Consider the following 15,500-nt stretch of genomic DNA (forward strand, 5'->3'; position numbering starts at 1 on the left):
CCCTCGGCTTTCTTCATTTACATAAAGCATGAATATTATCAGAGTTATCCTTATCTATACTTTCATCTCTACTTGAGAACAAAACATATAATACTTCTATCTTCACTAAAGTCCCAATCCACAAAGATATCAGTGATAGGATTATTAAAAATTTCCTCAAAGCGGTTATCATGATGCAAATACAACTTTTCTAGTTCATCCTTTGCGACCATAAGTGTATTTTCATATCCCTTTTCAATTAACTTCTTTTCAATTTTAACTAAAATTCCATCCCGCTGTACCAGATAGATTTTTGAAGAGATAAAGAATGCCTCTGTTCTTTCAGGTCTTTTTTGAACCAAAATACTAATTCTTTCAACTTCATCCGTTAATAGCGTTAAATCAATAGGCCGGTCAATATTCTGAAGGTTTTGTTTAGCGATCTCACCTTCAAATTGGACAGTTATCATTCCTGTATTTTGCGGATAATTCCAATCGTGGTAAAACGATTCAACATTTTGTTCAAATTCTAATTCGATAATTGCCTTCAATTGGTACAGGACCGTTTTCATGATTATATTTCGCGAAATTTCGATGTTATCTGAGTTGCCGTTCTCAAGCAAGGTGGATTCCAAAGGAGACAAAAATCCTCGTATGTAAAAAATCAGAAATCGCTCGTTCGCGTAAGCAAAGCAGGATTCCGGGCCACGGCCAAAACTTTTCCTTAACAATTTGCTAGTTAGGCTGCTTATATCCATTAACTTTTGTTGCAGTGTTGATGACATAAGTGATTTGACCTCTCTTTCGACAAAGGCAAAAAAAGACTGCTTAACAATATCATGTCCAGGCAGTATGATTTTTACTATTTACTAATAAACCTTGTTGAAGCTAAAAATCAAATAACTTTTATTAAGTTTACAATCCCACATCAAGAATATATCCTGGATTGACCTATTAAATATTTTTTCAAATAATCCCCTATTCTTAAAGTATCCCTTTTTTATTTCAATTGTATAAGTTAATAATAGGTCTGTTTGACCCTGTTCCAATAACAAGTATTCCAGTGGAAGCTTGCTCTCTTGAGATTCAATCGCACAAATATCCTGAGTATACTTGACAACCTTAAGGTCGTACGGGAATTTATGCATCTGTGAACCAACCATTCGTATTGTGTGAAATAACTTCTTTTCAAACTCTTCATCTATCTTTACATCCGGATTGAAAGTATTATCCACTAATAACAAAATACCGGAGTTAGTATGAAAGTTCCAATCTTGATGAAAGGAATCGAAGGAAATCCTTAAAAGCTGCGATGCCTCTTGCAATAACTCGTTGGATAATGCAGATATTACAGAGGAGCGATATCTCATTACTAAGTTGTACTCTTTTTTTTCGGTTAAGACTTCTTCTGCGGGTGTCTTAAAGTTACGAATATTGATATATAATCGATTCTCTTTTAACACAGAATAACAGGTTTCAGGGCCTTTCCCAATCCCCTGCTTGATAATTCTACTGAAAGAACTGCTTACAGATAGCAGATCTTCTTGCGTTGCAACCATTCCAATCCCCCTTATAAAAATAAAAAGGCCTAACTTCACAAAAAGGAAGTTAGGCCACGGTCAAGACGACTAATAATAATAGTTTCTACCATTTACCATCACAATGATTTATAGATTATTAAAAAAGGATACTTTTAGTTAGTATGATATAACTAATGACTGCAAGACATTAGACATATATCATCATAGCATCATTTACATAGGATAACAACAGGTCCTGATGAAAAATTAATGAATGAATATTTCATGGGTGCAAAAACCCCCATTTTTTTAATTCCTAACTACATTACTATTAAACTTCAAAGATATCCGGATTGAAGTCCTTTTATATCAATGAATTTCCATTTTAAAAAAATCAAATTTTCCGGAATTTCCCCTTAGATGCTATGTTTCCACCAAAAAAAATTCATATATTCCCGGATTATTTTTACTTGAGTCAATTTCATAATTGTTATTTTGAATTAATAGGCTAACCGAATTTTTGATGCTACTTTTTGGAAAATTATGCTACCAATTTCATTTCTTGCATTTGCTTGTTGATTCGGTCTACAGCCAGTTTTGTTGAGTTGTACACGAGAGTAACTAAATCAAAATGGACTTTTGCCTTTTTGCCAGTTCGATACCGAACATTCTTTAATTGGAAAAATTCCTTTAAGTACGCATTCACGCGTTCAACTGCAGTTCTTTGTTTATAAAGTTTTTTCCAAGCTTCAGAACCTCTTCCTGGAGCTGTATATCTTCGAATATCGGTTTCGATCTTTATCTTATAAACCTTCTGGCATAGAGTATCCTTGGATAATGGGCAGGTTTCACACTCTTTTGGTCTTACGTACTTTAATGAACGATATTTCTCATCATGGCTTTCGTATCGATATGAATGTTCTCTCACGCAAGTCGGGGCAAAATGCTCATCAAAGCCAATCATTTCTCCCTCATTGCGCTTATTATAGGCAATGATCCCATAGGCTTTCATATTCAGAAGTTGTTGATAGATTGGCACATAGTCATAACCTGCGTCCATAAGACCATAACGAATGGGTAGCGAAGGAAGCCTCTCCTGAACCCCTTTAAGGAGAGGAATGGCTGCTTTTCCATCGTTCAAACTTGCGGAAGTCATCATGGATTGTAAGATATACTGACTGTTTGTTCCGACTGCTAAATGTGCTTTGAAGCCGAACCAAAAGATGTTTTTACCTTCACTGTTTTTCTTAATGCCCCAATTGGGCTCCAACGGAGCCTCAGTTCGTAAGGTCTCTAAACTAATGGGCAATTGGTCTTCTATTTTCTTTTCGTAGATTGACTTTTGATTTTCTCTTTCTTGTATTTCTAGTTGAAAGGCTTCTTGTTCAGCCTTTGGTTTACGCCCGCGCTTTTTTTGTTCCTTTGTCTCCTTTTTCTCTTGAGGAGTAGAACGATCCCGGGACTCAAAGTGAGTCGCATCAATTGCCACAGCTTCATCACAAACAAACCCTTCTTGAATGGCTTGAAGAAGTATAGATTCTTGGACCAATTCAAGGGCAGTTGAATCACTTAATTTAGATGTAAGGCGAGAAAAGGATGCTTCTGATGGAATTCTATCCGAAAATAGAAAGCCACAATCCAAACGAAACATAAAATCCTGAGTCAGGCGTTTAATCAAGTCTTTAATTGTAGGTATTCTTTCTAGAATACGAGCTACTAGAGCATAAATCATGGCTGGATAATTTAGTTCTGTCGGAGCACCGTAAACAGACTTTTTATTAACCGCAAATAATAATGGTTCAATGTGAAGAGTAGAAAATACTGCTTCAAAACGTTTTGAAGGTTCCAATTCATATAAATCTTGCATGTCAAACAAGCTTCCTTGTCGTATAATAGACATAAGGAGTCAACCTCTTTTCTTGAATAATGTTGGTTTGGTCACTTACATTATACAAGAATTTGGGGAGGTACTCCTTTTTTCATGCCTTGAAACGCTTGGGAGACAAGGGATTGGAATTATGAAATTCATTCACTTAGCAAATAAATACAATTTTTGAACTAAGCTTGAAAATCCTAAAAACCTCTCATAATTTACAGGAATATTTTAAAATACTAATTTCATTTTTAAGTATAATCTCGTCTATTTGATGTAACTAATCATAATTTCCCGGAATATTTTTTTGATTTTCTTAACTAGCAGGAATCACTATACAAAAAAAAAGAGTACATTCAGCACTCCAATCCTAGACAGTCAGAATTGATTTTTGACTGTTTTTTAAATACTTCTTATCAAATAAATTTTTTGTTCATTATGCTATGAGCTTCGAAACATTCCCGACAACTCAATAAAGTTGCAATTAACTATTTTCTTTTTCATTTTCTTTTTCTTTTGCCTTTTTTATTCTCCTTTTCTCAGCTTCGACCTCTAAATCTAGGTCAAATTTATTATCCATAAAAGGATTAATTGCAAATTTACGTGAGGATACTTTTATGCGATTATAGGCTAAATTTAAGTCTATTTCATCAATAGAGTCCTTTCCAGCTTTTACAGCAATAACCGTAGCTTCCACAAGTATTTTCTTTATATGCCGATGGTTTCCCTTAGTGGCGTAAAAAATTTTATCAGTTAAGTGACGGTCAGATAGTTTAGAACGGTTAGGAAATGGTAATGCATTATCAAGGTTATGCATAAAATTCCTAAATGAGTGGATTTCCTTCTCTGTATTGTACTGTAAACCCTTCATCTCCTCTCTTAAACAAAACCGACCATCTAATTGATCATTAACTTCAAATATTTTATCCGATTCAGGCATACCACAAATTAATATAGGTATTCCAGCATCTTCTGAAAATGATTTTAACCAATCCGATGCTTTTTTTAGTACTTTTTTTGTATCCCGATCAATTAGATGCTGAAACTCATCAATAATAATCATTTCTACGCCACACATCTCTTCTCCAATAAATTGTAGTAGACGACCAGTTAATTCAGTTTCGCCTCCTTGACCGTATATTGGATCCCCCAAACTGAATAGGATTTTTGAAGCTAAGGATTTTGGGGTTGCCCCAACAGGAACCTTGGTATAAAGTACCGGAACCTTTTTTACTCCTTCTTCTCGAAACGGTGGAAACCGATTAGCATAACCTCTTAATAGAGTGGATTTCCCAACACCTGTATTTCCTGATAAAAAAAAACCTTTTGATTCCTCAGATGTTGTGGAGAGTAAATGATGTTCTTCTATCTCATTAAGCGTATTCAGTAACTCTTTATAGTAAACCACTAGTTCTTCTACGTATTTTCTTCTTCGTTTTATTTCTTTTACATCTGGAATGTGCCCATTTAATGGTTCAAAAACAACATTATTCTCCATTTTTTAATCCCTCGCTAATCGAAGAGGCTCCATAATCTATAAAATCTAATGAATTATCCTGACTGTTTACGTTGATAATCCTCTGTTCCTTTTGGTTATTTGATTTATTTTTACGCTTACTTTCTGACTTTACATAGTTTGCACTTGTTCCAGATTTGTTTTCGGATTCTGTCTTCTTTATCCCAATTAAAGCAGGAGCATCAGCTTTTTCTGACCAATCCACATCGGCAATACCGACTAAAGATGCGTCTTGGATTTCGTTATGCTGATTAGGAATTTCTTCTTTTTTTGCATTTTTAGATTTTCCCTTTTTAATCTTTTTTTCATCCTGTTTTGCAAAACTCAGAACCTTACGTTTTACTTGTCCACTTTTTATGAATTCCTCTCTTTGGTTAGGATTCTTTCCATCCACAATTTCTTGTTTCCTTTCCAATATATGCTCCCGATAAGCGGTCCCCCTTCGTTCTAGTCCAGTTAGAGTGGCCTTAATATAATCACCTTCAAACTCATCCCAAACATACACTTCTCTTAAATCGGCCAGGTCATATCTAACCTTAACATTCTGGGCGTGCTTATATTTGGCAAACAATTGCCCCCTTAACTGCATTAAACTTTTACTATTATAATACTTGTTCTCAATCATAACTCCGGATTCGTGAATAACCCTAGTTCCAAATCCACTCATTAAAGCTAGTTTTAGTTCGTCCACAGTTTGTGTAAGTGGAAAGCGAAGATGAGGATTTGAATCTAAAGCTTCCTTCCATAATTCTGCGGGTGTTCCTCTTTTTTTATCGCTATGACTATGTGCAATATCATCAACAAGTATTAGATGTACCATATAAATGAATGTTCTAAGGCTAATACACGCCTTACCTTGGGAGTCATATAGCCCCCTCTCTTTTATATTTGAAAATGTAGTACCTGGCAAACTATGAAAATATTTATCATTTAAAGTCCTGAATGCCCTTTCGACAGATCCTTTTTGATTTCCAGCCGCTACCTTAACATACTGAATCTCTATGCCTAATTGAAAACAAGCGTCTTCAAGATCAGCAGATTCGTTTACTTTTGCATTATCTAGGACAATTACTTCAGGGATACCGTATGTGATCCAATCATTTTCTACTAATGGATAAATATCTTTTAAATACAACTTAGGCATAATAATATGCAACAAGCATTGTTTTAGTGCTTTAGTGTCTACACCTCCAAATGTAATATAAAAACCTAGTGGATGACCTGTATATTTATCGATCCCATAAATTAAGTTTGGCCTCTCCGGTTTTTTAGTATCCGGATTGATAAGCATCAAATGTACTGGTGTCCAATCGATTTCTACACGCTGCAAAGGTCTTGTAGCGACTACTTCGCCTGTGGTTCCATCTTTCCTACGTTTAGCTTCTACTGAACCTAGTATTACCCGCTCAACCCTATATTGATCAAGCATCCCTTTTTTCTCTCTTCGGAAAGTGGCAATTGATATATTTGGAATATGATCTTCTTTAACTCTAAGTATATTTTTATCATCTATTCTGTTTAATAATTCTTTATATAAACTAATATCTGAATGCTTTTCCCCGGTATAACAATATTCTTCAATAATATCTTCGATTAGCTCTAGTATTTCTTTTTTATCTTTAGTTCCCTTTTTGGGACCTCTCTTGTTGGAAACGAGTATTCTTGGATCCGGAAAAGTCTCCCATCTTTTTTTCCAAACATAAAACTGTGATCTCCCTACTCCAATATTTTTCAAATAATCTTTCACTTCACTAGGTAATATTTCTCCATCTATGACCGGTTTCAATATTTTATAGCGTTGTCGTGCTTCCTCCTTCTTTTCTTCAGACATCTGAGTGAAAGCCTCAAGAAAATTCTTGTTTTTTTCAGTTCCTTCCTTTACTTTAAAAATCAACTCATTTTGCTGCCATTTATCTACTAATTTATCAACAGTCCACTCTTCCTTAGTTTTATAACTTAAGTTTTCTATCTCTATTTTTGGTCCATCAACTTTCCGTACTTCATATTCATTGTTATTTATTAAAAATCTAGTACCGAATTTAAAAGAGTACATTTCATTCCCCTACCTAACATATGAATTGTAGTATTATTACAGGTTTTGGATATTTTCAGAATAAAATTATATTAAAACAGTTTCTTCATTAAGAATTTCAAATTTCAAATCTGCCATTACTGCTTGATGATAAATTAAATAATAAAGATGGGCATAAAAGTCATCAGTTTCCATTTCATCTAATGCCATTTCCTTCAGCTTCGCAATTGTACAAGGCTTATTCTCTGAATAAAGTTTTTGTAAAAATTTTATTCCTTTGATATTTGTCCTTTCTTCCTTATAATTTTTTAGAAAGTTTATATTTTCCAACAAATATCCCTGGCGGATATCTTTTTCCGTTACAACTTTAAATTTCCACCCTTGCTCATAGCAATACATCTCTCCAACCCTTGCCTTTAGTTTATTTTCCTCATCGTCAACTTTTTCTTCTGGCTTTACTTCAACGAGCAAAACTTCTTCTGTTTTGAGAGTAACCATAAAATCGGGGAAATAACTTCTATTAATACCCATATACAAATACTCAATCTCTATAGGTTGCGATTCAAACCTTATCACTTCAGGATCAAATTCTAACGTTTTGATATAATCCCTTTCCAAAAGACTTTCCCAATAAATCATTCTCTTGCTTTTTTTACTTGGAAATTTCCCTCTAAAACTACCTTTTTTACTCGCTTTAATTTTCCTTGCCGCCTTTTGCAAATTCATCACCTTTCTCTAAATGTATTTATTCCTATTAGGTTGTTAATAATATAAATAAAAAACTAAGGAGGGGTTATTATGATAGATAGCAAGACTTTAATAAAAAGAATTAGTCCATATCCAAAAGAAACACTCAGTAGTTTTATTTTTAGAACTGCTAGGAATAACCTAATGTACAATCCTCTTTGGATACTAAAAATATTTAATGAGCAATCTGAGAAGTCTACTGAGCCGTTAAGCGAAAATATGATTGATTGGATTGAAAATGACACGACTTTATCAGCATTATCTAAATTTACGAGTATTAAAAAAGAAGAACTTTATAAAATGACTTTTTCCAATACGTTAAAGGAATACAGTTTACACTGGGAAGATATTTATAAATGTCCCTGGTTTATATACAGGACTGTTAAATGCTGTCCCCAATGCCTAAAAACCGATGCCTATATTAGGAAAGATTGGTGCCTAAGCCAATCCATTTGCTGTACTAAACATCACAAATATTTGATTGATAGATGCTCAGGTTGTAATAGAGAACTAAGTCCAAAAATGGTTATACAAGGCAAGTGTATTTGCGGTAAATTATTGCATCTAATTGAAGCTAAAGAAGTTATCTTCTTTAGCGTATTAGAGTACCAAAATTACTTAGCCCAATTCCTTTATGAGGACAACTCCCCCAATTACAATAGTTGGATAAAAGATCCCTCGACATTTTTTCAGGCAATAGAGTTTTTTGCTTCTTGGATTCCCTTAATAAGTGATAAAGACTATATTCCTTCTGTGGATGGATTTGATTTTGATGGTACGGCACACGCCAGGACAAGATTAAAAAAGACGAAGTCCCAATCGCAATCTGTTGTGATATACTGTCTTGCTCATAACCTTTTAAAATCTTGGCCGGAATCGTTTCATAATCTGCTTAAGCTCCTCCATTCTAAAAGCGAAAAAAAACTTGAAATGTTTTATAAAAGAGCTGTTACAAAACATATAAACACTTCTTTGAAGAGTATTTCTGAAGAGTTCACGAGGTTTTTACAATTTAATTTACTAAATTTAGATAATAATAATCGACTTCTTCGTATGGATGAGTTAAATAATCTTATTCCACGATATAAAGAAACAGTTGCTGAAATTCTGCCTACCTTTCAATGCTGTATAAATAACACAAAAATTATATTATTTAATTCTGAGGAAGTTTTTAATTGGACAAATACTTTAAAAACGCTTATTACCAAAGAGGATCTTCGTGAAATTTGGAAAACTAGTCCTAAAGCAACTTATTCCATCCTAATGAACGAAATTTTAGAGGGAGTTTACCAATTTAATTATGGATCTATAATTGCTTGGGGTATCCCCTTACATTCCTTGGAAGCTTTTTCTGAGAGGTTAAAAACAAAATCCGTTGAATACTTTACGGACAAAATTTCTCTAAATGAAGCATTTGAATGGGCAGGTCCGGATAACGCACATTTAATAGTTAAAGGAATGTTGAATGGAAAATTAGATTATTCCCTAAACATAGAAGCACTAGGCCATTCTTTTGTATCTAAGTCCCAATGTTACTTTTTTATTGAAAGTACACTCTTAAATGAAGCAAAGATCCAGAAAGCTATATCTATAAGGAACTTAGTGTTTATTTTAGGAGTTAAAAAAAGCGATATTAATTATTGGATTGAGGCAGGACTGTTGCAGCACTCTGAACTTAGATTAGAATCAGTATCCTATTCCAGTTTCAATACTTTTTATAAAACTTATTTAACATCTTATCAACTTGCTTTAAAACAGCAAAAGACTGTTAAGCAAATTATCACATTGCACACTATTAATAAAATAAAAGCAGTTATGGGCCCTCATACCGGTGACGGTAAAAGGCTTTTATACTTGAAGGATAATTTTAAATAAATATTTAAGAATTAAAGAGCTGAGTATATTTGCTCTTTTTCTTAATTCTCCATCCATTTTAAAGCCATTCTTAATTTATTTTATCGATTGACTTTTCTCCATCTAATAAGCTATTGAATGGAGGGAACTTCTTTGCTTGGAGGTATTGAATATTGAAATTTAATAGAACGAAAATAGTTGTTTACAATAACACCTTGAAAGTTTTTAATTCTTTCTTCTGTAGACTTCGAGTAATAAAACTTTTCTTCCATATTCTATATTCTCCTTCTCTTGTATAATTAAGTTTCTTTTAATTTGAAATTGTGCTCTATAAACGGGTCAATCATTTTTATTTTCCCGTTCTAGCATTGTTGAAAAGTTACTTTTAAAAAACTCCATCATTTCAGTAAAGTCCATTTCTCGCAAATCAGGATTTCTGACTAGCAACTCATTTAATACATTGTCAACTACCTCTGGGATACTATATGTTATTTGCTGAGTTAATAGCTGCGATGATTGAAATAGGAGTGCGAAGAAACTGGGTTCTTCAATTTTTTCCGGCAGAAGAGATCGTGTTTTAAAGAGATGTTCCTTTCCGTTTTTCTTAAAGGAATCTGTATACAATGAAATAAAATCCTCAAAAAATTTACTTGGCCCTAGTGTTTGTTGACCTAAATTAAACAGAGAAGCTACTAAAATTCTCATCTGTTCTTCAGTTATCACTAAATTATATCGGTTAATACCTACTCCTCCTTTTACCCTTTCCACCATAGTAAAACGAACTACCTTTTACTATTAGATGTTCTAATAAATTCCCTTTTCCATTAATTTCTCTATATTGATATTTCCCTCTTAATTCCAATTTATTGTAGTCAGAATTATATGTCAATAATAAATTTCCAAACCAAATTAGACAACCATTACCTATATATCAACATTTATTTTGCTAAAATAGCTGATTTTTATTATTATTTATTTTTATAAAAAAATATTTAAGGAGAAAAACATAAATAAGAAGGACAGGAAAATGAAGAAAAAATCTATAAAGAGCAAAAAAATACGATAAATTACCAATCATTTGTATCATAAGGTTCTAAAAAATCTTAATATAGTTATTCCTCGAAACCATTATTTCCTTCAATTTTAAAATATTACAGTTTCATTACAAGAGTGCTCAGTTGTATTTGGAATAACCCTCCTGGTCTCAAGAATTTATTATAAAGTTTCAGTATCTTGAATAACCACTTGCTGTGAATTTTCCCGCACCTGATACTGGTCCGGCTAAATTAAATAGCTAGAATCACCTTTTGCTTGGAATGTTTGTATGCGAGGTGGTTTTTTCTTGGCTTTATAACAAATATCAACAAAATTGAAGTACATAAAGACTTCAAGCCCATCTATTATACTGTATATCGGCTACATAATTAAAATCAGTTTATTGGACCACTACAATATAGATTTAGTAATGAATTGATGATTTATCTGCGAAATTTTGTAGCTTATACCAGTCTATAGCGAGTCGTAAAACTAGTATCGTTTAACCATAATTATCACAGAATATCTGGCAGATGTCGGAACAAACACTTTTATGTATCAAATAGAAACAGATGAAACCAATATGATTCCATCTGTTTCATTAATTATTAATAAACATACTGCCAAAACCTATATCATTTAAATGACAGAAACACTTACTTTAGTAATTTTCCAAGGACGTTTTATAAATAGAAATTTTAAATGCATTTAGATATCTAGAATTAAGTGTAAGGTCTTCTTAAATATTGGATTTATTTCATTTCCCTTTTTCCTTTGTCAATTTCTAATTTTTGAACATATTGGGCAGCTACTTCTTTTATAAATAGTCGCTTCCCATTCGTGTCCACACTCGCCCAACCACCAAACTTTTTTATCGCCATTTAAAATAACTTCTGTTGGTTTTAAGTCTCCATTTTTTACTGGGTGCCATTCTCTGGCCAATTGAGGGTTTTGAGATGCCAAATCATTAAATCCAATTAATACTTTTTGATTTGCACAATAAGGACACCCAGTACCTCTATTTCTGCTATTTATTCTAGCTTCCCATTCGTGTCCGCATTGTCCGAGCCACCAGACTTTTTTATCGCTATTTATTATTACATCTGATGGTTTTAAATTCTCGTTTTTTACTGAATTCCATTCTTTGGCTAGTTGAGGATTTTGAGAATCGAAATCATTAAATCCGTTTAATACTTTTTTATTTGAACAATAAGGACAGCCACCCCCACTATTTCTGCTACCTATAGCAGCTTCCCATTCGTGTCCACATTTACCCAACCACCAAACTTTTGAATGACTACCACTTAAAAAATCTGAAGGAAGTAAATCCCCATTTTTAGTGTGGTGCCACTCTCTTGCTAATTCAGGACTTTCAGTAGCCAAATCATTAATTCCTTTACTCAAACTTCGTCTATGACCGACCTTTCTGCCAGTGTTATTTTCATAACATTTAGGGCAGCCATTTCCATTGAATCTGTTATTAACTTTAGCTTCCCATTCGTGTCCACATTGACCTAACCACCAGACATTTTTATTTGAACTATATGAAATATTTTTGGGTGATAATTTTCCGTTTTTAGTGGGATGCCACTCTTTTGCTAAATCAGGATTTATTAATGCAAGTGACTTTGCTTTTTCAGATATTAAATACATTTCCATTATTTTTGGACGATCACGAGATATATCTATATCTGCCATCAGGTTCATTTTATATTTTTCATTTACATAATCAATTATAAATTCAACGCAATCCTTCAATTCACTTTCAATTAATGTTTTTCTCACATAACATTTTATTTTTTTAGGTAGTATCGGACAATTTGGCTCTCTAATACGAATTACATCTATTTCATTCTCTTCACACTGTTCATTCTTTTTTATATCCCTTAAAGCATTTTTGTGAAAAAATTCGCCGTCATACTCAATTGCAAGGGATAAACTCGGAATAAATATATCTAATTCCTTCCTGTTGAGAAAATCAGGACGGTAGTTTTCTTGGACATCGTTGAATAACTTTTTCAAGTAATAAAAAATAACTTTTTCATTAAAGGATGACTTTCTTTCTAAATCGCATTCCGGACAGCCTGTACCATTCTTTTTTGCTCTGTTGCTAATCGAAGCTTTAAAGCTATGCCCTTTTTCACATTGCCACCAAACTTTTTTATGTGTTCCGGCAACAACCATAGTTGGTAATAAATCGCCATTCTTTTGATAATCCCATTCTGTACATAACTCTTTATGAGTCGTAGCTAAGTCGTTGAATCCGATTAAGATAACCTTGTTATTGCAAATAGGGCAACCACTTTTCATTCGCACCCGGTTACTTGGTGTAGCCTGCCATTCGTGATTGCAAGTCCCCATCCACCATACCTTTACATCACTAGCTGGACTTATTTTATCAGGTGTAAGTTCTCCATTCTTGAAGGGATGCCACTCGTTGGCTAGTTCAGGACTATGTTCTAATAATGAACCTCTTCTTTCTACAAGTGCCTTCTTAATATTTTCTGCTTGTTTCTTTTTTCTACATCCTTCATTTGGACATTCTCTGCCTCTTATTCTGTCAGCTGGGCCACCTTGATAACTTTGATGACACTTTGGACATATCCACCATACCTTTTTTTGACTTCCACTCATACAATCAGATGGATGTAAGTCTCCATTTTTATCAAAGTCCCATTCTTTTACTAATTCTGGATGCTCCGTGGCTAGATCATTAACACCCTGTTTTAAACTTCGCCTTTGCCCCAATTTCCTACCGGTTTTTTCTTCAAGACAAATAGGGCAACCAGTTCCACTTGTTCTATTCTTAATAGTTGCTATCCATTGATGATTACATTTACCAATCCACCAAACCTTTTTGTGACTTCCATATCCAATTTCTTTTATCTCTAACTCTTCATTCTTTACATAATCCCACTCGGCCATCAAATGCTCTTTACTATTTTCAATACACCAATCATAAAAACATTTCTTCATAAAATTGCATCTCTTTTCACAATTAAATTGGTCTTTAATTTTAGTAAAAACGCTTGGATAAATGATTATATCCAAGCGTTTTTACAGATTCTTAAAGTTCAATATTATTTATTACTTCTTCGATATCGGTGTAAGTCTCTTCTTCTTCAAGGTCATCAAGAGCTTGTTCAATCTTTTGTATTAAAGCCTTCCAATTCTTAGGTTTATGGACTTTATTTTGTAAAAAACCTCTTAAATTATCGCCAACTTCTTCCATAATCAAGGTTTCACGAAAAAATGCTTTTAAAATTTTGTGTGTTGTTTTAAGTAATTCTTTATTTAATTCTTTATTCTTAAAAATCGTTTTATATAAATCAGTTTTTATCTCTTCCGGGTATTCAAAATCCTTATCTTTAACCTTATTTACAATATTTATTATAAGTAGATAGTACGTTGAAACAAATAAAAAAGCTGCATTTTTTCTAAAATCATTAGGACCGGCTTTATATTTTAATTCTTCTTTCGCATATTTTAAAACCAGATAAGGAAAAAGGAAATGTTCGATAGGTAATTTTTTTGCTTCTTCGTTGATTATTTTCTTCCACTGACTCCCTAATGGGGTTAATTCATTAGCCCTACCATATGCAACATTAGGCATTTGTCTTATTGCTGCTGTAAAGGATTGAATAACCTCTTTTGCAGGTAGGACAAATTTTTTAGAGTTTTTAACTGGATCTAATAAATAATTATACTCTTCCTGTCCTTTAAAGAATCTTTGTTCAGACAATGCTTCTGTAATAAATGCACCTCTTTGAATCTCGTAATAATATCCCAATTGTCTGAACTCCAACTTTTTATCACGTTGAAACGCATCTAGAGCATAAAAATCCAACCCTAACACAGCATTTTGGCTATTAGTGTATCGGGTAATTTTATCTTTAAGTTCCTTCTTTTCGTTTTCTTCTGCACTTTTTTTACTACGTATAATTTTTACAAGTAAATAACCGTCTTGATTTATTTGACTAAGTTCTTTAATTGTTTTGTTTTTAAAATGTTCAGCTAAGGTTTTGGCAGTTTGACACCCATTTACTATCTGTGGGGCTTTTATTTGAAGTTTACCTACCTCTTCCCAATAATCATCACAAACAATAGTTACACCATTATTATAGTACCAAAAGTTTTGAGGTTCTTCTTTTAGAGTATTTTTTATTCCTTGGTTTATCTTGGTGCTTTTTAGATAGTTGCGTATATTTGAATGAAACAAAATGTTGCCGCCTTCATTTACAAATTCGGCGAAATCTTTTATTCTTACCATTGATACAATCGTACTAAATTCCTCGAATTTATTTCCTAAATAAAGACTTAGCTTTAATTCTTTAGCTTCTTTTGGAAGAGCTCCACGCTTAATATTAATTTCTTCCTGAATATTTTCAAAATCATAATGATAAAATTTGAGGTTATTAAATTCCTCTTTAATATTCTTAAGTGCCGTATTCTTTTGAATTTTTTCCCACTCAGATATGGTATTGTTCGTAACATAATAACAATTTATATTTTCCTTATTTTCGTAGCTTTGCCGTATATGAGTACACAATTCTTGAACACTATCTCGATCACTTAAGGGAGGCTCTATCACTACTCTTTGACAATCCGATATAAAACGGATCATAGCATCAATGCTATGAGAAGTGTTATATTTACTTTGTAAAACACTCAGTTCCCCATTATACTCAAATACTGCATCAATACCATTATCAAACTTTCCGGAAATTTCAATAGCATCAAGAACTTCATCTTCACGTAATTCAAAAATATTATATAAAACCCATTCACAGAAGCTATTACCAATACCAACTGTATTATTTGAACTGTTTCTTTCCCCGATATACTCCTCAATAGATTGCTTAATTTTATTAGTCAATTCCTTTTGGTTTTCTATCTGCTTTTTCGTGCTTTTGAAAACAGCCAAAATAAAACCTCCACAACTAT

General features: G+C 33.0%; 10 protein-coding genes. 1 reads left to right on the forward strand and 9 read right to left on the reverse strand.

The genetic code is table 11. The features are described 5' to 3' along the window. Positions 1 to 68: 68 nt before the first annotated feature. From ACNQGS_RS06880 to ACNQGS_RS06905, 6 genes are all read right to left on the reverse strand, one after another. Positions 69 to 764, reverse strand: coding sequence for a Na-translocating system protein MpsC family protein (locus ACNQGS_RS06880; protein ID WP_491486686.1), 696 nt, complete (start codon positions 762 to 764; stop codon positions 69 to 71). 84 nt (positions 765 to 848) lie between these two features. Continuing rightward, the gene (locus ACNQGS_RS06885) at positions 849 to 1,538 is read right to left on the reverse strand and encodes a Na-translocating system protein MpsC family protein (RefSeq protein ID WP_491486687.1); all 690 of its coding nucleotides are present in this window, start codon (positions 1,536 to 1,538) and stop codon (positions 849 to 851) included. Between the two features lie 502 nt (positions 1,539 to 2,040). Next, the gene (locus ACNQGS_RS06890; protein ID WP_491486688.1) at positions 2,041 to 3,399 is read right to left on the reverse strand and encodes a transposase; all 1,359 of its coding nucleotides are present in this window, start codon (positions 3,397 to 3,399) and stop codon (positions 2,041 to 2,043) included. Between the two features lie 457 nt (positions 3,400 to 3,856). Further along, complete coding sequence (locus tag ACNQGS_RS06895) at positions 3,857 to 4,870, reverse strand: TniB family NTP-binding protein (protein WP_491486689.1); 1,014 nt, start codon at positions 4,868 to 4,870, stop codon at positions 3,857 to 3,859. Beyond that, positions 4,860 to 6,941, reverse strand: a complete 2,082-nt coding sequence (locus tag ACNQGS_RS06900) for a TnsB C-terminal domain-containing protein (protein WP_491486690.1) — start codon at positions 6,939 to 6,941, stop codon at positions 4,860 to 4,862. The genes ACNQGS_RS06895 and ACNQGS_RS06900 overlap by 11 nt, the downstream gene beginning before the upstream one ends. A 66-nt stretch (positions 6,942 to 7,007) precedes the next feature. Then, positions 7,008 to 7,640, reverse strand: coding sequence for a TnsA endonuclease N-terminal domain-containing protein (locus ACNQGS_RS06905; RefSeq protein ID WP_491486691.1), 633 nt, complete (start codon positions 7,638 to 7,640; stop codon positions 7,008 to 7,010). A 78-nt stretch (positions 7,641 to 7,718) separates the two neighbouring features. Between ACNQGS_RS06905 and ACNQGS_RS06910 the strand changes: the two genes are divergently transcribed. After that, on the forward strand, positions 7,719 to 9,542 hold the full coding sequence (locus ACNQGS_RS06910) for a TniQ family protein (RefSeq protein ID WP_491486692.1): 1,824 nt from the start codon (positions 7,719 to 7,721) through the stop codon (positions 9,540 to 9,542). A gap of 318 nt (positions 9,543 to 9,860) precedes the next feature. On the opposite strand, the gene ACNQGS_RS06915 is transcribed toward ACNQGS_RS06910, so the two are convergent. The 3 genes from ACNQGS_RS06915 to ACNQGS_RS06925 form a co-directional block, all read right to left on the reverse strand. Continuing rightward, positions 9,861 to 10,292: a hypothetical protein gene (locus ACNQGS_RS06915; RefSeq protein WP_491486693.1), complete on the reverse strand. Its 432-nt coding sequence runs from the start codon at positions 10,290 to 10,292 to the stop codon at positions 9,861 to 9,863. A 1,041-nt stretch (positions 10,293 to 11,333) separates the two neighbouring features. After that, positions 11,334 to 13,607, reverse strand: coding sequence for a zinc-ribbon domain-containing protein (locus ACNQGS_RS06920; RefSeq protein WP_491486694.1), 2,274 nt, complete (start codon positions 13,605 to 13,607; stop codon positions 11,334 to 11,336). 16 nt (positions 13,608 to 13,623) lie between these two features. After that, positions 13,624 to 15,480, reverse strand: a complete 1,857-nt coding sequence (locus tag ACNQGS_RS06925) for an AIPR family protein (RefSeq protein WP_491486695.1) — start codon at positions 15,478 to 15,480, stop codon at positions 13,624 to 13,626. Positions 15,481 to 15,500: the final 20 nt, after the last annotated feature.

The sequence above is a fragment of the Neobacillus sp. PVCKKU3 genome (assembly GCF_058323225.1).

Bases quoted from the DNA above. Each gene is read 5' to 3' on its own strand.
- ACNQGS_RS06880 (WP_491486686.1), bottom strand. From the start codon at position 764: ATGTCATCAACACTGCAACAAAAGTTAATGGATATAAGCAGCCTAACT.
- ACNQGS_RS06885 (WP_491486687.1), bottom strand. From the start codon at position 1,538: ATGGTTGCAACGCAAGAAGATCTGCTATCTGTAAGCAGTTCTTTCAGT.
- ACNQGS_RS06890 (WP_491486688.1), bottom strand. From the start codon at position 3,399: ATGTCTATTATACGACAAGGAAGCTTGTTTGACATGCAAGATTTATAT.
- ACNQGS_RS06895 (WP_491486689.1), bottom strand. From the start codon at position 4,870: ATGGAGAATAATGTTGTTTTTGAACCATTAAATGGGCACATTCCAGAT.
- ACNQGS_RS06900 (WP_491486690.1), bottom strand. From the start codon at position 6,941: ATGTACTCTTTTAAATTCGGTACTAGATTTTTAATAAATAACAATGAA.
- ACNQGS_RS06910 (WP_491486692.1), top strand. From the start codon at position 7,719: ATGATAGATAGCAAGACTTTAATAAAAAGAATTAGTCCATATCCAAAA.
- ACNQGS_RS06915 (WP_491486693.1), bottom strand. From the start codon at position 10,292: ATGGTGGAAAGGGTAAAAGGAGGAGTAGGTATTAACCGATATAATTTA.